Genomic DNA, 18,390 nt, shown 5'->3' on the forward strand with positions numbered 1-18,390 from the left:
AAGCTAAAGGTAAAACTACTTATATAATAATAAGTAATAAACTTTTGTAACTTTAATCAAACTCATAGAAATATGAGCAATAAATTGGTCAAGCTACAAAGGGCGCATGGTGAATGCCTTGGCACCAGAAGCCGAAGAAGGACGCGATAAGCTGCGATAAGCTTTGGGTAGGCGCAAATAGCCAGTGATCCAGAGATTTCCGAATGGGGCAACCCACATTACTAACGTAATGTACTATAAACTGAATTCATAGGTTTATAGAGGTATACCCGGGGAACTGAAACATCTAAGTACCCGGAGGAAGAGAAAGAAAAATCGATTTTCTGAGTAGCGGCGAGCGAAAGGGAAAGAGCCCAAACCAGGAACTTGTTCCTGGGGTTGCGGATAGACCATAAATACTGCAATTTTTTAACTGAAGAGAGCTGGAAGGCTCCGCCGTAGAAGGTAAAAGCCCTGTAAGTGAAAAGGAAGAGCAGTCAGGTCTAATCCAGAGTACCACGAGACACGTGAAACCTTGTGGGAAGCAGGGAGGACCACCTCCCAAGGCTAAATACTAACTGGTGACCGATAGTGAAGCAGTACCGTGAGGGAAAGGTGAAAAGAACCCCGGAAGGGGAGTGAAATAGAACCTGAAACCGTGTGTCCACAATCAGTCGAAGCACTTTTATGTGCGACGGCGTGCTTTTTGTAGAACGAGCCAGCGAGTTACGATGTGTAGCAAGGTTAAATACTTAAGGTATGGAGCCGAAGGGAAACCGAGTCTGAATAGGGCGAAAAGTTGCATGTCGTAGACCCGAAACCGGGTGACCTATCCATGGACAGGTTGAAGCGGAAGTAAAATTCCGTGGAGGACCGAACCACGTTGGTGTTGAAAAACCATGGGATGAGCTGTGGATAGCGGAGAAATTCCAATCGAACTCGGAGATAGCTGGTTCTCCTCGAAATAGCTTTAGGGCTAGCGTTTTGAATGAGTAATGGAGGTAGAGCACTGAATGGGCTAGGGGCTGACAACAGTTACTGAACCCTATCAAACTCCGAATGCCATATACTTGAATCAAAGCAGTCAGACTACGAATGATAAGATCCGTGGTCAAAAGGGAAACAGCCCAGACCATCAGCTAAGGTCCCAAAGTGTAAGTTAAGTGGAAAAGGATGTGGGATTTCTAAGACAACTAGGATGTTGGCTTAGAAGCAGCCACTCATTTAAAGAGTGCGTAATAGCTCACTAGTCGAGAGATCCTGCGCCGAAGATGTTCGGGGCTAAAACTTACCACCGAAGCTATGGATTGATACGTAAGTATCAGTGGTAGAGGAGCTTCCTGTATGGATTGAAGTCGTACCGAAAGGAGCGGTGGACTGTACAGGAGTGAGTATGCTGGCATAAGTAGCGAGAAATAAGTGAGAATCTTATTGGTCGAAAACCTAAGGTTTCCTGAGGAAGGCTCGTCCGCTCAGGGTTAGTCGGGGCCTAAGCCGAGGCCGAAAGGCGTAGGTGATGGACAATCGGTTGATATTCCGATACCGCCAACTGACGTTATTACAAATGGGATGACGCAGGAGGATAAGATGTGCGCACTATTGGATGTGCGTCTAAGCATCTAGACAGACTAGACAGGCAAATCCGTTTAGTCAATGTTGAGGTGTGATGGGGAGCCCTTATGGGCGAAGTATCTGATTCCACGCTGCCAAGAAAAGTCTCTATGGAGGATGTTGGCGCCCGTACCGCAAACCGACACAGGTAGGTGAGGAGAGAATCCTAAGACCAGCGGAAGAATTGTTGTCAAGGAACTCGGCAAATTGACCCCGTAACTTCGGGAGAAGGGGTGCCTACGCAAGTAGGTCGCAGAGAATAGGCCCAAGCAACTGTTTAGCAAAAACACAGGTCTCTGCTAAAGCGAAAGCTGAAGTATAGGGGCTGACGCCTGCCCGGTGCTGGAAGGTTAAGGGGAATACTTAGCGCAAGCGAAGGTATGAACTTAAGCCCCAGTAAACGGCGGCCGTAACTATAACGGTCCTAAGGTAGCGAAATTCCTTGTCGGGTAAGTTCCGACCCGCACGAATGGCGTAATGATTTGGGCACTGTCTCGACAACAAATCCGGCGAAATTGTATTGCGAGTGAAGATGCTCGCTACCCGCGATTGGACGGAAAGACCCCGTAGAGCTTTACTGTAGCTTAGCATTGAATTTCGGTATTGTCTGTACAGGATAGGTGGGAGACTGAGAAACAAGGGCGTCAGCCTTTGTGGAGTCAACCTTGGGATACCACCCTGACAGTACTGGGATTCTAACCGGCGGCCATGAAACTGGTCACGGGACATTGTTAGGTGGGCAGTTTGACTGGGGCGGTCGCCTCCAAAAAAGTAACGGAGGCGCCCAAAGGTTCCCTCAGAACGGTTGGAAATCGTTCGAAGAGTGCAAAGGCAGAAGGGAGCCTGACTGCGACACAAACAAGTGGAGCAGGGACGAAAGTCGGGCTTAGTGATCCGGTGGTTCCTCGTGGGAGGGCCATCGCTCAACGGATAAAAGCTACCTCGGGGATAACAGGCTGATCTCCCCCAAGAGTCCACATCGACGGGGAGGTTTGGCACCTCGATGTCGGCTCGTCGCATCCTGGGGCTGAAGTAGGTCCCAAGGGTTGGGCTGTTCGCCCATTAAAGCGGCACGCGAGCTGGGTTCAGAACGTCGTGAGACAGTTCGGTCCCTATCCGTCGCGGGCGTAGGAAATTTGAGAGGAGCTGTCCTTAGTACGAGAGGACCGGGATGGACTGACCTCTGGTGCACCAGTTGTTCCGCCAGGAGCACAGCTGGGTAGCTATGTCAGGACGGGATAAACGCTGAAAGCATCTAAGCGTGAAGCCCACCTCAAGATAAGATTTCCCATAGCATAAGCTAGTAAGACCCCTTGAAGAACACAAGGTTGATAGGTTAGAGGTGTAAGCATGGTAACATGTTCAGCTGACTAATACTAATAGGTCGAGGGCTTGACCAAAAAATAGTTAACAGTGTAGAGTTGAGAATTAAGAGTTAATGATGATTTTCACTAGCGTGAAAATCTAAAATTTAAATTAATTAAGCTCCACATAAAAAAGCTATACTTATCACTGTGCAATTTTCAGAGAATAATATTCTCATAAGAGTTAATAATTTATTGTGTATAAAGTTATTAGTTAGTATAATTATCGTTTTTTCGACGATAGGAGAAAAAATAACCATAACTATTAATTCTTAACTCTCAACTAAATAAATCTGGTGATTATGACGTAAAGGTAACACCCGTTCCCATTCCGAACACGAAGGTTAAGCTTTACAGTGCTGATGGTACTGCACGGGAGACTGTGTGGAAGAGTAGGTCGTCGCCAGGTCTATATGGCCCATTGGTCAAGCGGTCAAGACACCACCCTTTCACGGTGGTAACAGGAGTTCGATTCTCCTATGGGTCACCATAAAAACCTCGTAAGCATTATATGTTTACGAGGTTTTTTTACAATATAAGAATACTACGAACTATTTTATTTTAGTGAGTTTTCCGTCTTTGAATGACTCATGATACTCCAATTAATATAGATGCTTTTAAATACTTTATTTTTCAGATATTAGTTTTCCGCCTACACCAATGTTTTCTTTTTCATTTTCTTTTAATAAAACTACAAAGGCTTGTTCTGGTGCATTCATAATTTTAGCAGCAGCAGCTGTTAACTCTTTTACTAATTGGCTCTTTTGTTCTTTACTTAATTTTGATCCTTCTAATGTTATTACTGGCATAATATTCTCTCCTTTAAATTTATGAATTTTTATACTCTTTTCCAGCGCTCCAGCACTTTCCAGCTACATCACCTGTTCTTAGATAGGTTCTTGTGGGCATTTCAAATAATAATGGTCTTACCTTTTCATAATTTATATTTTCATTTTCATCTAGCTTATCTTCTTCCACATGTGTATGAACAACTTTTAGGATAAAATTTTCATAATCTTTGGTATCATAAATATCTACTAATTCACACTCCATGGAAAGTGGTGATTTATCGATTATTGGAACATTTTTTGTTCTCCCATATGGTATTCAAAGACTTGTGATTTATCAACTGTTTTACCTGATACAATCCCTACATAATCGGCTTCTACCAACATATCTTCATTTACTATATTTACAGAGACTGTTTTATTTTCTTTTATACCAAGATTTGTATAACGTCCTTTTCTTATACTAAGTATTATAGAATCTAATCCTATGATTCCTATATGGGCAACATTACTCCAATTAACTTTATCTCATACAATCGTTCCTATTATCGTTGAAGGCGTTGGATAAAGACCTACAACTGATCCAATATTTTTCTTCATTATTTTAACCCTCCTAATTATAATCATGACTACTCTTGCTTATTGAATTAATTCATGTTATCATTTTATCATTAATTATCATTTAATTAAGAATGTACTTTTTTGTAATATACTACCCAAAAAGAAAGTGAGAGTGAACAATGACCAATTTAAAAACATTTAACTGTCCGGTTGAAGCTACCATAAGCTTAATTGGTGGAAAATACAAAGCAATCATTTTGTTTCATTTGATAGAGAAAATTTTTCGCTTTAATGAATTACAGAAGCTTATTCCTCAAGCTACCCCAAAAATGCTTACGCAACAATTACGGGAATTAGAAGCTGATGGACTGATTATCAGAACTGTTTATCCAGTAGTTCCGCCTAAAACAGAGTACTCCCTCTCAGAGTTTGGAAAAAGTATAATCCATATAATAAATGCAATGTGTGATTGGGGTACTAATTATTTAGATAGCCTTGATACTCAGAATGACTTGCTTTAGCATAATTTAATTCTCTGCGAGATAGGCAAATGAAAAAGACTTGTGGTTAGTTTTCACCACAAGTCTTTATATTATTAACGAATGTATATCTTCACTATCAGTTGGATCTAATAAAATATCTTTTAATATAGATAACCCTTTTTCTAACTCGCTAGAATTAGCAGTTGATGAAAGTGATACACGTAGAAACTGCTTTTCATCGTGGTTTCCCACTAAAAAGCGATTTGAATGATAAATGCGGATGCCATGTGATAAAGCTTTTTTTTCAAATTGGTCTGCATCAAACCTTTGCTTTAATGAAATCAAACGAAAAAAGCTGTCCTGATTTTCATTTGGATTTTCTATTTGAAAATATTTTTTATAGATTTCGTTTCGTTCTTTTGAAATTAATAGTTTTTCTTCAATTATTCTGTCTGCCATTCCAGTATTGATTAGCTCAGCGATAATCTCTGTATTTAATGCAGGGGTTTTTATGTTTATGTTATAAACTCCACGAATTATTTCTGAAGAATATTTTTCGGGATAGACCATAAAGGCTACTCGTAGCCCTGAACATAACGATTTTGAGGTGCTGTTAATATAAATAGACTGTTCAGGTATAAAACTAGTAATAGGCAGATAGTTTTGTGGGGCAAGAAAAGAATAAATAGCATCTTCAATTAAGAGAAGATTATTCTTTTTTATAATTTTTGCAATTTCACGTCTCCGTTCCATGTTCATTAAAATCGCTGTAGGATTATTACAAGAAGGTACCAGATATATACCTTGTATGTTATTCAATTTACATTGAGCATCCAATTCCTCTGGCTTCATTCAAAAAGCATCTCCTTCTATTGGAATCAGTTGAATATTTAACATATTGGCTAATTGAATAAAATTAGGATAAGTGTATTTATCAACTGCAATTTTGTCTCCTGAGTGAAAAAGAGAAATTAGGATTAGCGTGAGAGAATTTTGGGCACCGGATGTAATAGCGATGTTTTCAATGTTTGCATTCATATTATATTTATGCAGCCATTTTCGAGCAGACATTTTATGGTATGGGATACCTAATGGAGAATTATAGTCTAACAGCTTTTCTAAATACCCTTTTGATAAAACACTCTTTGTTGTTTCTGCCACAAGAGAATTGAATTGGTCAACAGGTTTAATAATTGCCATTTCTATATAGTTTTTTTGTATTTCATTATCTGCTATTGAGATCGTTGCTCCTGCATTTGGTGCAACGAAAGTTCCTCTTCCGGTTGTAGCATAAATCAATCCCTTTAATTCACATATTTTAAATGCTCTTGTTATAGTACTAAGGTTAATATCTAGATAATCCGCCAGCTCTCTTTGAGGGGGTAGCTTTGTGTTTGGAGCAAGATAACCATTTACAATATCATATTCCAGCAAGTTTGCAATAGAAAGGTATAGTGGTGATGTAAGATGATCTCTATTAGGTTTCCAAGTCATTGGGTAGTTTTTAAAAGAATTTACGGGAATACAGACCTCCTAGTATTTCTCTAGGCTACATAAAGATTATTAGTCTTCACATATCCTAAAATTGTGTTGCATACAATTATAACATTGAAACCATACAATAGCAATGATACAATCTGTTTATGATATAAATTGTATGAGGGGGATTGTTTTTAAATTGAAAGTAGAAAGAAAAATTAAAGAATTAGTTAAAGGCTTCATTGATACTATTCCAATAGGGATAAGTGTTTCAATATATGGAGTTGTTTACGGGGTTATGGCATGTAAAGCAGGACTCTCAATATTTGAGACTATAGCCATGTCTGCGTTTATTTTTGCGGGGGCTTCGCAAATGACTGCGGTTCAGATGATAGCAATCGGAAGCAGTCCAGTGTCAATAATAATAACTGTTTTGATTATTAATCTAAGACATTTTTTACTGGCAGCGTCTATGTCACCTCATTTAAAACATGAATCGAAGAAAATGAAAATGCTTAGTTCTTTTTTTATGACAGACGAAAGTTATGCTGTAACATACAGCCATTTCCAGAGTAGCAAGCCTACTGGTTTTTATTTTCTTGGAAGTGGTTTGAATATTTATGTGTTATGGGGTGCGTCGGGGATTATCGGATACTTTTTCGGTAATATTATATCCAGCCAGCTGAATTACATTTTTGATTTTGCCTTTGTAGCTGCATTCATAGGTATGATTGTACCTATGGTAAAAGACTTTCCTACTGTTGTTACAGTGATAGCCTCAGGAGTTATTTCAATAGTAGGAAGCAAATTACTTCCTGGGAAATGGTATATAATCATTGCAGGAATATTAGCAAGTCTAGCGGGGTACCTAGTATCAGGGCTCATGGCTAAAGAAGGTATTGAAGAAGACGTGGTTAAGGGGGAAGCGGATTATGAGCATTAAAATGATATTGATAATACTGGGTGCGGGGCTTGCCACATATTGTACTCGTTTCCCGCTTATGATAATTTCAAGTAAAGGGGAATTACCTCCAAGATTGACCAAGTTCATGAGCTTTATTGCTCCTGCAGTATTAACCTCGCTGATAGTTCCTACTATTTTTATGAAACAGGGCAATATTGATATATCTATTAATAATAATTATATAATTGCCTCAGTTATTACAGCCCTGTCAGCATATTTTTCAAAAAACATGCTGGTAACTGTATTAATTGGTATATGTACTGTGGGGATACTTATGTATCTATTTTAGGGAAAAACTATAACAGTATTGACCTTGGATAAAGTCAAGACATTATTAATAAATTTTATTAATAATGTCTTTTTATTTTGGTAAATTGTTCAATTTAGTAATTAGGATTGCTTTTTATAAATAGTACCTTAACATCTTTATCAGTGGTATTTTTAAATTTATGTTTTTTATTAGGAAGTATTCTCGCAGTATCCCCCTACCTCATATAGAAGAAATTCCTCGTCTTCAAATACTATATATGTTTCTTCATCTAAAACAAATGCTATTTCTTCACCTTCATGTTTCTTTTCGTAATATTAAGGAATCAGTGTCAAGTTCCTCTGTAAACAGTGAAAATAAAAGGATTTTCTAAAAATATATGGGTGGATCAGATAGAATTACTAGATAAAAAAGATACCAAGCTTTTATGGAGGTTGGTTCTTTTTTATAGTGACAGTTTAGTGAGACGTATTATTTATATAACGAATAGTAGTTTTTTTTGAATATGATGGGAATTTGGAGTATAATGACAGTTAAAAATAGCTTCTAGAAAAATTATAAAATAAGGAGAAAGATCGTATGAGTGAAAAGTTGATACAGGGAAAAACAATATATGAATGGAAGAAAGAATATTCTTTGATGAACAAAATTATTTCAACAGAAGAAGTGTTATGGACTAACTCCAGATATGGGAAGTTTGAAGACGCTATAAAAAAGATTTCTTTATCAGAAGAAGATGTAAAAGATGCTGAAGAAAGACTAAAGAGATTTGCTCCATATATAGCTAAAGTTTTTCCAGAAACAGAAAAAACAAATGGAATTATTGAATCTCCTATTGTTAAAATTCCTAATATGCAAAGAAAAATAGAGGAAATATATAATAAAGAAATGTTAGGTCAATTATTACTTAAATGTGATAGTCATCTTGCTATTTCAGGATCAATTAAAGCAAGAGGTGGTATTTATGAAGTTTTAAAACATGCAGAAGATTTAGCTATCGAGAATAATATGATAGCCCTAGAAGATGACTATTCAATTATTGATAGTGATAAGTTTAGAGAGTTTTTTTCTAAGTATTCTATTGCAGTAGGATCAACTGGAAACCTAGGGCTTAGCATTGGAATAATGAGTGCTCAACTAGGATTTAAGGTATACGTTCATATGTCAGCCGATGCAAAGCAATGGAAGAAAGACCTTCTTAGAAGCAAAGGTGTTACAGTAATTGAGTATCAATCAGATTATAGCAAAGCAGTAGAAGAAGGTAGAAAACAAGCACAATCAGACCTAAACATGTATTTTATTGATGATGAAAATTCAACTAACTTATTTTTAGGATATGCAGTTGCGGCTTATAGATTAAAAAAGCAATTGGAAGAAATCAATGTAGTTGTAGATCAGGAACATCCATTATTTGTTTATCTTCCATGTGGAGTTGGCGGTGGCCCTGGTGGGGTAACCTTTGGTTTAAAGCTAGTATTCAAGGACAATGTACATTGCTTCTTTGCTGAACCAACACATTCTCCATGCATGGTCATAGGATTAATGACAGGTATGCATGATAAAGTATCAGTTCAAGATTTTGGAATTGATAACATTACAGATGCAGATGGACTCGCTGTTGGTAGACCTTCAGGTTTCGTAGGGAAAACATTAGAAAACTTAATAAGTGGATCTTATACTGTAAAAGATGAACAATTATATGTACTTTTAAGTGTGCTGTCAGATTCAGAAGATATTCAGTTAGAACCTTCTGCATTAGCTGGAATACATGGTTCAATACAACTATTTAAAGATGATGCTGGACAAAGATATATAGAAAATAACAACTTAAAAGATAAAATGAAAAATGCTTCCCATATTGTTTGGGCTACAGGAGGAAGCATGGTTCCGAAGGATGTAATGGAAGTTTACTACAAAAAGGGAAAAGAGTTATCTAGTACTTCCCTATAACAAATCAACTAAAGGCTTAAAAAAGTACATGTAGGATTTTGGTCTTACATGTACTTTTCTATAGCCAACTTGATAGAAACTTAATTTGATATCTCAGCAAACTTTAATATTTTATATGAAAGATAAAGACTTAAAGTAATATCCGGATTACTTAAATTTAAATTCATAATTTCTTCAATTTTACTAATGCGATAGTCCATAGTATTGCGGTGAATGTTTAATGCATTTGCAGCAGCAGCTATGCTATTTCCATTTGAAAGATAAGCATACAAGCTTTCCGAATAGCTTGTATTATTTCTTCGATCATAATCTATGAGAGTAATTAATGAAGGATTATAAAAACTCTTTAAATCTTTATGCTCTGAGGCTATATCTATAAGGTAATATATTGAATAGTCATCATATGCATAAATAGATTTTCTACCATCCACTCGAATTCCTAAATCAATTGACTTAACAGATTGCAGATAATACTCACGTATATCTGCTATGTCATGGAAACACTGACTTAGTCCTCCAACCAGTTGATGTTTTTCTAGAAATCTAGAAATGTTGTTAAAATAGCCTTTATCTAGAATTTTGGTTTTGCAGCTAAAAATAATAACAAAATTATTGCGGTAAATTAGTGACTTGCCGCCACAAACTAGGCTATTTAAGATCTCTAGCATGTAAGGATGAGTTTTATATTCATTATTGTTCTGAGCAGGACTAATTGTAAGGACATATAGGTTTTCTTCGAAATTCAGATCTATATATTTCAATCTCTGTTTTATATCCTCATGGCTTTGTTTTTTCTCTTCCAATAAATCTATAATAAAATATTCATACTTCTTTCCCTTGCTAGAGGAGAATAAAGAATTTCTTCGCAGCACAGAAGAAATTACATCAGATATAAGATTAAAAAGTTTATTATAACTTTGCTCAAACTGCCTTTCATATTCTATTGTAGAAAGATTTCCTAATACATTACCATCTACTACAATTTTATTTACCAGCCATCTGTGTGGAGATGCTTCGGTTTTAACAAGTATTGGACAACTGCTTTTGTATAATTCATCTATTTTTCCTTGCTCAAGTATTACTGTTATCTCAGTATCTGTAAAGTAATCAACGTTTGTGATTTTACGCCAAAATGGATCATCAACGGATACACCTTGCGTATATCCAAATACCTTAAAATTAATATCATGTAAAAACAGAGGATTTCCAAGAATTTTATGACCTATATTCAGAATGTCTTGAATACTTCCACCAGATAGAAGAGTATTCATTAATTTTAATGAACTTTGAATATAATTACGATGCACCTTTAAGAGGCATCTTATTTCGTTTAAAATTTGAATTGTATCAATATTTTTATTGAGTATTATTATATTTGAATCTAGACGATGTATATATTCAGTAGGAAAAGGTTTATCAGTAATGCACAATATATTCATCGGAATGGCTTTAAAAGGAATTTTCAGTAAATCAGAAGACTTTGCTACATATATAGAATCTGGTTGGAACAGCTTCTGATTCTTATTAAACAATTCAACGGCATGAATAGAAGAATTATCTTTGTTAAAAATATGGAATTCAGGGCTGAATTCCGTAATAGAATCCACAATATCACTAAGAGGTATACACATATAAATCACCTATCATTCTACTTAATTGTAAAAAGTTCTGAATATTTAATTGAATTTTCTGAAATTATCACGATGATATAGGGAAAAATTTATGTTAAATTAATTATATAATATGAAAAAACAAAATACAATGGTTTACAATAATGGATTTTTCTTAAATGTGACGATTGCTTTATACTTTATAGTAGGGGAATTTTACAACTGTATTGAAAATATATAAAGTGTGTAGGAATGGATATTTAAGAGTAAGTTGTTGTAAAAATGTTTTAGAATACTTAAAGGGGGAAAAAATAAATGCTAATTATTGGAGAACTAATAAATACAAGTAGAAAAGCAATACGTGAAGCCGTTGAGAAAAAAGATGGACAATATATTCAGCAGATTGCAAAGGCACAGGAAGAAGCTGGAGCTACATACATTGACGTAAACTGTGGTACATTTATGGAGACTGAGGTTGAAACTATGGAGTGGTTAGTTGAAAACGTTCTGCAGGCAACTACTCTACCATTATGTATAGATAGTCCTAATCCACTAGCTTTGGAGGCAGGATTAAAGAAAGCTGTTAACGGTAAATCAATGATTAATTCAATAACTGATGAAACACCTAGATGGAATGCTGTGCTACCTTTAGTAAAGGAATACAATACAAAAATTGTTGCATTATGCATTGATGATGGTGGAATGCCTAAGGTAAATGAGGACAGAATTAGAATTGCTGACTCAATAATTACCAAGTTAACTGCAGAAGGAGTTAACGTAGATGATATATATATAGACCCTCTTATAAAACCAATAAGTGCAGGAGAAAAGAATGGAATAGAGGTACTGCAAGCAATACAACACATAATGGAAAGTCATCCAGGAGTACATACTACTTGCGGATTAAGTAATATATCTTATGCCTTACCTGCAAGAAAGGTATTAAACAGATTATTTATGGTACAAACTATGGCTCGTGGAATGGATTCATATATAATGGACCCTACAAACAAAGAAATGAGGGCTGCTTTACTTGCATCTCAAACATTACTTGGACAAGATAGATTCTCAAGAAAGTTCATTAAAGGATTCCGTCAAGGATTATATGAGTAATAAGAGTAATTCATTATAGCCCATCTCTTTACTAAGGATAAACTATGCTATTAATGTATATTTTATCCTTAGTAAATTAATTATATTTTATTTATGATTACAAGAGAAGTTATATAATTTAAAAATTCAAGCTATTATATAAAAAAATATTAAACTAGGAGGAATAAATATTATGAGTAAAAAATTAGTAGAAGCAATGGCAGACCTTGATGAAGACGTTCTATTAGAAGAGGTGAAAGCATTAAAAGATCAAGGCGTACCAGAATTAGAAATCATATCCAGTCTTCAAGAGGGTATGGGAATTGTAGGAAAGAGGTTTGAAGAAAAAGAGTACTTCCTATCTGAACTTATTATGTCTGCAGAAGTATTTAATGAAGCTACAAAATTACTAGGCGCAATGGAGGAGTCTGGTTCGTCTAAATATGGAGTTTTTGTTTTAGGAACTATATATGACGATATCCATGACATTGGAAAAAACATTGTAACTACAGTAATGAGAAGCAATGGATTTGAAGTTATTGATTTAGGTGTTGATGTACCTACAGCAAAATTTATTGAAGCAATTAAACAGCACAAGCCTAAAGTAGTTGGTATATCATGTCTTTTAACTACATGTTTTGATAATGTAAAAGAATGTATACAAGCCATAGAAGATGCAGGATTAAAAAATGATACAAAAATATTAGTTGGTGGAGGACCAGTTGATGATGCGGCTGGTAAATATATGGGAGCAGATATTGTAGCTAAGAATGCACAAAACACTGTAGATTATTGTAAAAAATTTGTGGAGGTATAATATTATGAAGACTAATGAAGAATTATATAATCAACGTATTGATAGATTCAGAAAAACATTGGCATTAGAGAAAACTGATAGAACACCTGTTATATTGATGATGGATGCTTTTGCTGCTAAGCACATGGGATTAAAATTGGCAGATATTTGTGGAAAGGATAGTATAAAAACATCAAATAAAGTTATATTAGATTCATTAAAAACCTTTGAAGATGCGGATGGTGTTAATTCATCATATGCTGTAGGACCTGTATTTCCATTAATATTTATGTCTAGGGTTAAGCTTCCAGGACGTGAATTATCAGATGATATGCTTTGGCAAATGGATGAAGCAGAAATGATGAAGCCAGAAGACTATGATACAATTATAAATAAAGGCTGGAATAACTTTATGCCAGGTTATTTAAAAGATAGATTGGGAGTCAATGTTCCTGAGATTATGGAAGACTTGGCCTATGCTCCACAAGCGGATAAGAATATTAGAGATGCTGGCTATGTAGTACATAGTCCTGCTGTAGCTATAACTGTAAATGAGTATTTAAGCGGTGGACGTTCTATGGCAAAATTTATGAGAGACTTATATAAGATGCCAGATAAGGTTGAAGCAACCTTGGAAGTTATTCAGAAAGAAGTAGTTGAAGGTATAAGGCAACAAATTAGAGCAACAAAACCAGATGTTCTTTTCCTTTCTCCAGCACGTGGAGCTAGTGAATTTTTTTCTCCTAAGTTATGGGAGAGATTTGTATGGAAATATATTAAGGAAACAGCAGATGCTATTATAGAAGAAGGTGTTGTATGCGACATACATATTGATGGAAACTGGGAACGTGATTTAGACTACTTTAAGGATTTCCCAAAAGGAAAGATTGTATTTGAAACAGATTCTACAACAGATATTTACAAGATAAAAGAAAAGCTTGGAGGTCATGTATGTATTAAAGGGGATGTACCTGCTGCAAAACTTTGTATTGCTACTGCTGATGAAGTTTATGATTATTCTTCAAAACTTATTAAGGATATGGGAACAGGTTTTATTTTATCCAGCGGATGTTCAATACCTCCAAATGCTAAGGTTGAAAATGTAAAAGCTATGATTTCAGCTGCTACTGGTAGATAGAAAACTCCTAAATTTATATAGGGCGTAGTTCAAATTGAGGTATTAATGTGAACTACGCTTTTTTTGTTTCCACTTTCTATATTCTTGGATAGATAATATAGAAATAGCAACTACAGACGGATTGATAAAATTCTTCATTCGTTTGATATTCTATTGATTTTAGTGTATATTTTTACTTAGAGTTATATTCCTTCAGAATGGAGCAGTAAACGATAAACAATCATTTGAAAATAGATTATACTAAAACATGACATATGAAACGAATGCAACGAAAGGATAACGCAATGAATACCACCGGAAAATTTCGATTTTTGAACCAGACATCTAGGGTTGTTCAACAAAATGAAGATGGTTTTTATACTCTATATAAGATGGACTGCCCGGATGGCAAAGGAGATATGACAATTTATCAGGTTTTTCCTGGCATTGAACTTTTTTTAGCTAATTTTGATTCTACAAGGTGTACTTTTGAACATGAGCCTTATGTTAATACAATGCAAATCAATTATTGTCAGGAAGGACGTGTTGGTTGGCAGCTAAATAGTGGTGCCTGCATGTATCTTGGAGCTGGAGATCTTTCTATTCACATGATGGACAACTGCACTTCATCTACTATGAGTTTTCCATTAAAGCGTTATAGCGGCGTTGGAGTTGTCATTGATTTGGATAAAGTAGCTGCTGATCCCCCAGAAATTCTGCGAGATACAGACATTGATGTCAATGAATTTAAAAGAAAGTTCTGCGAAGATGACCGTTACTTGGTTATGCCTGCCCGTGATGAAATTGAACATATTTTTTCTAAACTTTATTCTTTACCCAATTGTATGCAGAAGCCTTGTTTCAAGCTTAAGGTACAGGAACTGCTGTTATTTCTATGGATGATTGATGTGAACAAGGAAAAGCAACGGGAGCAATATCTATCTCCACAGGTTGAGGTTATCAAAGAAATTCACAAACTACTTGTATCCGATCTGCGTCAAAGACCAACAATTGAAGAGCTGTCTAAAGAATACTTAATTAATACAGCAACATTAAAATCAACCTTCAAAGGTGTTTACGGACAACCTATTGCCACCTACATGAAAGAATACCGCATACGTCAGGCTGCTATTTTACTGCGCCGAAATAATGATACGATATCTGGTATCGCTAAGCAGGTAGGCTATGAAAATCAGAGCAAATTTGCCACAGCTTTCAAGAAAATCATGAATGTTTCTCCAACAGAATATCGATTGCAGCACCAAATAGAGTCTCAGGATATTATTAATTCTTTATAGCCTTAAATCCTAGCATCTGCGACTAACAATCATTTTACAAAAGCTGAATAAATAGCAAAACCATCATAACAAGTCAACTCTTGTTATGATGGTTTTACTGTAGGTTTTTACCACTTTGCTTTTATCTTGTGAAAATGTCCCATCAACTTTCATTAGTTAATCCAAAATTAATTTAATCTTCTAAAATAGCATATCATAATATCGATTGATACTTTTTTCTAATTCTAAGAAATCAATATTCCTTCCAACTCTTATTGTTTCATTCCCATTAATATAAAGTATCAATAATGGGAATGAGAAAACATCATTCATTGCAGCGAACTCTATCTGCTTTTCACCATTAATCTCAATGCTCTTTATGTTAGGATAGAATTCTAGTATTCTTTGGAACTTATCCTTAATCACTTCACAAGCGCCACAAACCTTATTACTAAAATATAAAATAACCATCTTATTTTTACTAATCATATTTGTAATTTCTTCATTATTATTTAGTTCTAACAACAGATCTTCACCTCTATCTGGATTTATTATTTTAAGTTTTTTATAGTATTTGCAATTCCATTATACCAAAATAAAGGCTTTTGAGTAGATTTCTATTATAGCTTGGTTGTTTTTTCATACTCATCTTTATATAACTAATTTTTTTATGATATCTTCAAGAGCGTTTCTTGCAGGAGAATTTTCAGGTAATTTCACCATCGGATTTCCAGAACAATCATATTGATAAACCATATCATCCTGAGGAACAATACCGAGAAGTTCAAGACTTTGTTTCGCGATCTCTTCTAGCGTTCCTTCATTTAATTTGCCTTCTGGTGCTCTGTTTACAATCAAGCCCATATGCTTTGGGTTCATATTAGACTCATTTACCAACTCTGCAATTCTTCCTGCTGCCTGAACTCCTCTTTTGGAACAATCACTGACTAAAATCATGGTATCTACCTTAGGAAGAATTCCCCTGCTGATATGCTCCATTCCAGCTTCATTATCTACCACAATGTACGGGTAATTCCCCTGAAGTTTCTGAATCTGCCTCTCTAGCAGACCATTTACAAAGCAATAGCAACCTTGACCCTGGGAACGTCCCATAATCATTAAATCAAAATCATCCTCTTCCGTTATTGCATCATTCATGCGCATTTCTAGATAATCTGCCTTAGTCATTCCGGCCGGAATCTTACTTTGTAAATCCATTCCTGCTTGTTCTAATTCTTCCCTAACCTGCCCAAGTGTCATGTTCATCTCAACACCCAATACTTCATTTAGATTAGAGTTTGCATCTGCATCCACCGCTAAGATTGGGTTCTTTCTAGCTTGTACTAAATATTGAATCAATAAACCTGTCAGTGTCGTTTTACCAACACCGCCTTTTCCTGCAACTGCAATTACATGTGCCATCGTATTTCTGTATTCTCTCTTTAATTTTTTTATTATTTAATTATTTACAGGTTCAGTATATAAATAACAAGTTCGAGGGTCAATGGTGTTGACTAAGTTCATCCCACTTGGAGTGAAAATCCTCCAAAATGGAGCGAACAGAATAAATTAAAACTGGCCTTCTCATATATCCACTCCATTTCGGAGGATTTATGCTCCAAATAGAAGAACCCTTGGTAAGTCTATTGACCAGTGGTCTTGTTGTACATATACTTAATGTATAAATATATGAGTTGTTGTTCATAAGTTGCTGTGCTAAATTTTATGCGAGAAATAAAAGAGGTGACAACATGATTAAGTTTTATAATAGAAAAACTAAGAAATATGAAATTGAGCAAGTAGCAGGGGGTACATATCTTAAATGTACTTACTCTTCACCTGTTGGTATGAAGCTATTAGAATTAATAGTTAAGAAAAAGCTTTTTTCTAAGATATATGGTTCTTTCTGTGATAGTAAAAGAAGTAAAAACAAGATTATGCCTTTCGTTAGAGAATTTGGTATAGATATGACTATCTTCGAAAAAGAACTAGATCAATTTGAATCATTTAATGATTTTTTCACTAGAAAGTTTGCTAATGAGGCAAGACCTATAGATAACTTATCAAGTACACTGATATCTCCTGGTGATGGCAAACTTTTTGCCTATAATAATATTGACTTGAATAAACTAGCACAAATTAAAGGTTATACCTATAGGCTTGACAAACTTATCGATGCCCCCAATATAATATCAAAGTTTTCGGAAGGTACATGCCTAATCCTTCGTCTTGCGCCAACAGATTACCATAGGTTTCACTTTATAGATAATGGTATATGCGAAGAAACAAAAAAGATAAAGGGTGATTATTACTCTGTGAATCCAATTGCATTAAAGGCAGTACCTGAGCTTTTCTGTAAGAATAAAAGAGAATGGAGTATTTTTCATTCAGATAATTTTGGTGAGGTATTATGTATAGAAGTAGGTGCAACCTTTGTGGGTTCAATAATACAAACCTATGCTCCAGGAAAAAGAGTCAAAATAGGTGATGAAAAAGGATACTTTAAATTTGGAGGCTCTACTACTATATTATTTTTTCAAAAAGGTAAAGTAAAAATTGATGAAGATATAATTGAACAGACTAATAAAGGATATGAAACAAGTGTAGTTTTGGGCGAAAAAATAGGAGAAAGGTCAGTTAGATAACAATGAAACTTTAAAGTAAAGGTATCCGGTTGAATGTATAAAAAAGTAGAGAACATCAGTTATGCTAAGTTTTAGGAGGTGTAGATTATAATGATTGATTTAGAAAAAATGAGTACTGAGGAATTGGAAAAAAGACTTATAAGACTTAAGGAAAACCTTGAGGATATAGAAGAGGAGAGATCCTTTGTATTAGGGCAAAGAGGCATTCATCTTTCCAGTTCCTTAGTAGAAAAATATCAGATTGAAATAAATGATATAAATGAATCTATCAATGAGGTAGAGGAAGTGTTACGAAGAAAACGTGCCAATTAATAAAAATTACAATTACTTATACAATACTTTTATAACAAAAACTAAATGTATATTTATACCCGATGATGGTAAAATATATAAATTTTAAAATAGCA

Annotated in this window: 15 protein-coding genes, 1 tRNA gene, 2 rRNA genes and 1 pseudogene; 13 read left to right on the forward strand and 6 right to left on the reverse strand. The window is 35.1% G+C overall.

Going from position 1 to position 18,390, the window contains the following annotated elements; translation table 11 throughout:
• The first annotated feature begins 86 nt into the window (after window positions 1-86).
• The 3 genes from CLMAG_RS07625 (at window position 87) to CLMAG_RS07635 (ending at window position 3,444) form a co-directional block, all read left to right on the forward strand.
• A 23S ribosomal RNA gene (locus CLMAG_RS07625) occupies window positions 87-2,990 on the forward strand.
• Window positions 2,991-3,246: 256 nt separating this feature from the next.
• Window positions 3,247-3,363 (forward strand): 5S ribosomal RNA (rrf, locus tag CLMAG_RS07630).
• A gap of 6 nt (window positions 3,364-3,369) precedes the next feature.
• Window positions 3,370-3,444: transfer RNA gene (locus CLMAG_RS07635), tRNA-Glu, on the forward strand.
• A 136-nt stretch (window positions 3,445-3,580) separates the two neighbouring features.
• Here the strand turns inward: CLMAG_RS07635 and dmpI are convergent.
• Window positions 3,581-3,763, reverse strand: a complete 183-nt coding sequence (gene dmpI, locus CLMAG_RS07640; RefSeq protein ID WP_066620514.1) for a 4-oxalocrotonate tautomerase DmpI — start codon at window positions 3,761-3,763, stop codon at window positions 3,581-3,583.
• 19 nt (window positions 3,764-3,782) lie between these two features.
• Window positions 3,783-4,007 (reverse strand): flavin reductase, encoded by a 225-nt coding sequence (locus CLMAG_RS33530; RefSeq protein WP_242872966.1) that lies wholly within the window; start codon window positions 4,005-4,007, stop codon window positions 3,783-3,785.
• Between the two features lie 475 nt (window positions 4,008-4,482).
• On the opposite strand from CLMAG_RS33530, the gene CLMAG_RS07650 reads away from it, so the two are divergent.
• Window positions 4,483-4,824, forward strand: coding sequence for a winged helix-turn-helix transcriptional regulator (locus tag CLMAG_RS07650; RefSeq protein WP_066620517.1), 342 nt, complete (start codon window positions 4,483-4,485; stop codon window positions 4,822-4,824).
• A gap of 66 nt (window positions 4,825-4,890) precedes the next feature.
• Here CLMAG_RS07650 and CLMAG_RS34650 read toward each other — a convergent pair.
• Window positions 4,891-6,279: pseudogene (locus CLMAG_RS34650) on the reverse strand (aminotransferase-like domain-containing protein).
• Window positions 6,280-6,463: 184 nt separating this feature from the next.
• Here CLMAG_RS34650 and CLMAG_RS07660 point away from each other — a divergent pair.
• From CLMAG_RS07660 to CLMAG_RS07670, 3 genes are all read left to right on the forward strand, one after another.
• Window positions 6,464-7,207 carry an AzlC family ABC transporter permease gene (locus CLMAG_RS07660; RefSeq protein ID WP_066620520.1) on the forward strand — a complete coding sequence of 248 codons (744 nt, stop codon included), beginning with the start codon at window positions 6,464-6,466 and terminating at the stop codon, window positions 7,205-7,207.
• Entirely contained in the window at window positions 7,197-7,517 is a 321-nt protein-coding gene (locus CLMAG_RS07665; protein WP_066620522.1) for an AzlD domain-containing protein, read from the forward strand. The genes CLMAG_RS07660 and CLMAG_RS07665 overlap by 11 nt, the downstream gene beginning before the upstream one ends.
• A 558-nt stretch (window positions 7,518-8,075) precedes the next feature.
• The gene (locus CLMAG_RS07670; protein WP_066620524.1) at window positions 8,076-9,446 is read left to right on the forward strand and encodes a D-serine ammonia-lyase; all 1,371 of its coding nucleotides are present in this window, start codon (window positions 8,076-8,078) and stop codon (window positions 9,444-9,446) included.
• An 80-nt stretch (window positions 9,447-9,526) separates the two neighbouring features.
• Here the strand turns inward: CLMAG_RS07670 and CLMAG_RS07675 are convergent, their stop codons facing one another.
• Window positions 9,527-11,077: a PucR family transcriptional regulator gene (locus tag CLMAG_RS07675; protein ID WP_066620531.1), complete on the reverse strand. Its 1,551-nt coding sequence runs from the start codon at window positions 11,075-11,077 to the stop codon at window positions 9,527-9,529.
• Between the two features lie 294 nt (window positions 11,078-11,371).
• Here CLMAG_RS07675 and CLMAG_RS07680 point away from each other — a divergent pair, with 294 nt between their 5' ends.
• From CLMAG_RS07680 to CLMAG_RS07695, 4 genes are all read left to right on the forward strand, one after another.
• A complete protein-coding gene (locus tag CLMAG_RS07680; protein ID WP_066620533.1) occupies window positions 11,372-12,169 on the forward strand; it encodes a methyltetrahydrofolate cobalamin methyltransferase in 798 nt (265 codons plus the stop codon).
• A 172-nt stretch (window positions 12,170-12,341) separates the two neighbouring features.
• Window positions 12,342-12,965: a cobalamin B12-binding domain-containing protein gene (locus CLMAG_RS07685; RefSeq protein WP_066620535.1), complete on the forward strand. Its 624-nt coding sequence runs from the start codon at window positions 12,342-12,344 to the stop codon at window positions 12,963-12,965.
• A gap of 4 nt (window positions 12,966-12,969) precedes the next feature.
• A complete protein-coding gene (locus CLMAG_RS07690) occupies window positions 12,970-14,082 on the forward strand; it encodes a uroporphyrinogen decarboxylase family protein (protein WP_066620537.1) in 1,113 nt (370 codons plus the stop codon).
• Window positions 14,083-14,345: 263 nt separating this feature from the next.
• Window positions 14,346-15,359 (forward strand): helix-turn-helix domain-containing protein, encoded by a 1,014-nt coding sequence (locus tag CLMAG_RS07695; RefSeq protein WP_066620540.1) that lies wholly within the window; start codon window positions 14,346-14,348, stop codon window positions 15,357-15,359.
• 180 nt (window positions 15,360-15,539) lie between these two features.
• Here the strand turns inward: CLMAG_RS07695 and CLMAG_RS07700 are convergent, their stop codons facing one another.
• Both CLMAG_RS07700 and CLMAG_RS07705 read right to left on the reverse strand, forming a co-directional pair.
• Entirely contained in the window at window positions 15,540-15,863 is a 324-nt protein-coding gene (locus CLMAG_RS07700; RefSeq protein WP_066620544.1) for a thioredoxin family protein, read from the reverse strand.
• Between the two features lie 126 nt (window positions 15,864-15,989).
• Complete coding sequence (locus CLMAG_RS07705; protein WP_066620546.1) at window positions 15,990-16,760, reverse strand: ATP-binding protein; 771 nt, start codon at window positions 16,758-16,760, stop codon at window positions 15,990-15,992.
• 329 nt (window positions 16,761-17,089) lie between these two features.
• Here CLMAG_RS07705 and CLMAG_RS07710 point away from each other — a divergent pair, with 329 nt between their 5' ends.
• Both CLMAG_RS07710 and CLMAG_RS07715 read left to right on the forward strand, forming a co-directional pair.
• A complete protein-coding gene (locus CLMAG_RS07710; protein WP_066620548.1) occupies window positions 17,090-17,983 on the forward strand; it encodes a phosphatidylserine decarboxylase in 894 nt (297 codons plus the stop codon).
• Window positions 17,984-18,073: 90 nt separating this feature from the next.
• Window positions 18,074-18,295 carry a hypothetical protein gene (locus tag CLMAG_RS07715; protein ID WP_066620551.1) on the forward strand — a complete coding sequence of 74 codons (222 nt, stop codon included), beginning with the start codon at window positions 18,074-18,076 and terminating at the stop codon, window positions 18,293-18,295.
• The last annotated feature ends 95 nt before the right edge of the window (window positions 18,296-18,390 follow it).

Source organism: Clostridium magnum DSM 2767 (assembly GCF_001623875.1).
GTDB lineage: Bacteria > Bacillota > Clostridia > Clostridiales > Clostridiaceae > Clostridium_AM > Clostridium_AM magnum.

Coding starts and splice junctions, on each gene's coding strand:
- dmpI (WP_066620514.1), bottom strand. CDS start 3,763: ATGCCAGTAATAACATTAGAAGGATCAAAATTAAGTAAAGAACAAAAG.
- CLMAG_RS33530 (WP_242872966.1), bottom strand. CDS start 4,007: ATGGAGTGTGAATTAGTAGATATTTATGATACCAAAGATTATGAAAAT.
- CLMAG_RS07650 (WP_066620517.1), top strand. CDS start 4,483: ATGACCAATTTAAAAACATTTAACTGTCCGGTTGAAGCTACCATAAGC.
- CLMAG_RS07665 (WP_066620522.1), top strand. CDS start 7,197: ATGAGCATTAAAATGATATTGATAATACTGGGTGCGGGGCTTGCCACA.
- CLMAG_RS07670 (WP_066620524.1), top strand. CDS start 8,076: ATGAGTGAAAAGTTGATACAGGGAAAAACAATATATGAATGGAAGAAA.
- CLMAG_RS07675 (WP_066620531.1), bottom strand. CDS start 11,077: ATGTGTATACCTCTTAGTGATATTGTGGATTCTATTACGGAATTCAGC.
- CLMAG_RS07680 (WP_066620533.1), top strand. CDS start 11,372: ATGCTAATTATTGGAGAACTAATAAATACAAGTAGAAAAGCAATACGT.
- CLMAG_RS07685 (WP_066620535.1), top strand. CDS start 12,342: ATGAGTAAAAAATTAGTAGAAGCAATGGCAGACCTTGATGAAGACGTT.
- CLMAG_RS07690 (WP_066620537.1), top strand. CDS start 12,970: ATGAAGACTAATGAAGAATTATATAATCAACGTATTGATAGATTCAGA.
- CLMAG_RS07695 (WP_066620540.1), top strand. CDS start 14,346: ATGCAACGAAAGGATAACGCAATGAATACCACCGGAAAATTTCGATTT.
- CLMAG_RS07705 (WP_066620546.1), bottom strand. CDS start 16,760: ATGGCACATGTAATTGCAGTTGCAGGAAAAGGCGGTGTTGGTAAAACG.
- CLMAG_RS07710 (WP_066620548.1), top strand. CDS start 17,090: ATGATTAAGTTTTATAATAGAAAAACTAAGAAATATGAAATTGAGCAA.
- CLMAG_RS07715 (WP_066620551.1), top strand. CDS start 18,074: ATGATTGATTTAGAAAAAATGAGTACTGAGGAATTGGAAAAAAGACTT.